Origin of the sequence: Sphaerotilus sp. (assembly GCF_031429695.1) — a bacterium.
GTDB lineage: Bacteria > Pseudomonadota > Gammaproteobacteria > Burkholderiales > Burkholderiaceae_C > Sphaerotilus.
Genome location: NZ_JANPAB010000066.1, coordinates 1 through 1,627, shown reverse-complemented (window position 1 = coordinate 1,627; position 1,627 = coordinate 1). Strand labels below are relative to the sequence as shown.

At 69.0% G+C, this 1,627-nt stretch carries 2 protein-coding genes and 1 pseudogene; 2 read left to right on the top strand and 1 reads right to left on the bottom strand.

Annotated features, from left to right (window positions below; all coding sequences use genetic code 11):
• The coding region (locus RMP06_RS13085) for a ketopantoate reductase C-terminal domain-containing protein (protein ID WP_310462219.1) at positions 1-477 on the top strand (477 nt) is incomplete at its 5' end.
• 13 nt (positions 478-490) lie between these two features.
• Here the strand turns inward: RMP06_RS13085 and asd are convergent.
• Positions 491-988, bottom strand: a pseudogene (gene asd, locus RMP06_RS13080) (archaetidylserine decarboxylase); the annotation flags it as partial.
• On the opposite strand from asd, the gene RMP06_RS13075 reads away from it, so the two are divergent.
• On the top strand, positions 911-1,627 hold a 717-nt coding region (locus RMP06_RS13075; protein WP_310462218.1), incomplete at its 3' end, for a cupin domain-containing protein. The pseudogene asd and the gene RMP06_RS13075 overlap by 78 nt on opposite strands.

Here is a 1,627-nt window from a genome sequence, read left to right as displayed (position 1 = left end):
CGCATCAGCGCGCTGTCAGCGGCGCTGATGAACGCCGGCTTCAAGGCGCCGGTGTCCAAGGACATCCGCAGCGAAATCTGGATCAAGCTGTGGGGCAACCTGAGCTTCAACCCGATCAGCGCGTTGACGCACGCCACGCTGGAAGACATCTGCCGCTTCCCCGCCACGCGGGCCTTGGCCGCGGCCATGATGACCGAAGCGCGCACGGTGGCTGAAGCCCTGGGTGTGCGCTTCAAGATCAGCCTGGAGCAGCGCATCGCCGGGGCCGAGGCGGTGGGCGCGCACAAGACCTCGATGCTGCAGGACGTGGAAGCCGGCCGCGCACTGGAGCTGGAGGCGCTGGTGGGTTCGGTGGTCGAGTTGGGCCGCATCACCGGCACGCCCACGCCCAGCATCGACGCCATCTACGCCGCCACCCAATTGCTGGGCCACACACTGGCGGCGCAGCGCGCTCGCCTGGTGGTTCAGCCGGCTTGAATGTTCAGCGGCCTCAGCGCGAGGCCATCAACTGGCCCATGCGCAGTGGCCCGCCCGGCGCCCAGGCCGGGTTGAACTGCAGGCCGGCCATGGCCTCGCGGGTGAACAGCATCACCACCGTCGATCCCAGCAGAAAGCGGCCCATCTCCGCGCCCTGGGCCAGGTGGATGGCGCCGTCTTCGTAGCGCCAATCGCGCACCACGCCGGGGCGCGGCGGGTTGACCAGGCCATGCCACACCGTGGCCATGCTGCCCACGATGGTGGCGCCCACCAGCACCAGCACGAAGGGCCGGCCCTGGGCGTCGTCGAATACGCACACCACGCGTTCATTGCGGGCAAACAGGCCGGGCACGCCACGCGCCGTGGTGGGGTTGACCGAGAACAGGTCGCCCGGCACGTGCAGCATCCGGCGCAACGTGCCGGCGCAGGGCATGTGGATGCGGTGGTAATCGCGCGGGCTGAGGTAGAGCGTGGCAAAGGCGCCACCGGCATACGGCGCCGCGAGGCCCGAGCCGGTGAACTGGTGCCGGTCGGTCGCGGGGGCGAGCGGCGGGCGATCGCACTAGCGAATCCGGGGCTCGACGGCCGGCCGTTCGCCACCCCGACGCTGTGGGCGGCGATCCAGTATCTCAACGCCCGCGAGTCGGCTCCGGTGCATCGTCACAGCCAGCACGCGTTCCGGTTCGTCGTGGCCGGTTCGGGGGTTTCGACCGTGGTCAACGGAGATGTCGTGCCGATGCGGCGCGGCGACTTTCTGCCCCAAGCGGGCTGGAATTGGCACTCGCACATCAACGACAGCGACGAGCCGATGGCGTGGATCGACGGCCTCGACATCCCGATCCAGCGCTACGTCGACTCGACGTTCTTCGAACCCGGTAGCGATGATCTCGCCGATCCCCCCGAGGCGCAGAGCGGTCAGCCTTCACAATCGGAACGGCTGTGGGGATCGGCCGGTCTACGCCCCCTCTCTCAGCTTGGTCCGTCGCCGGCGACGCCCTTGCTGGTGTATCGCTGGGCCGTCACCCACGCGGCGCTGAACGCGCAGTTGGAGATGGAACGCGAGGGTGTGGCAGCGACGGTTTCCCCTGGTCACGCTGCGGTTCGCTACACCAATCCGACCACCGGTGGCGACGTGCTGCCGACCATGCGC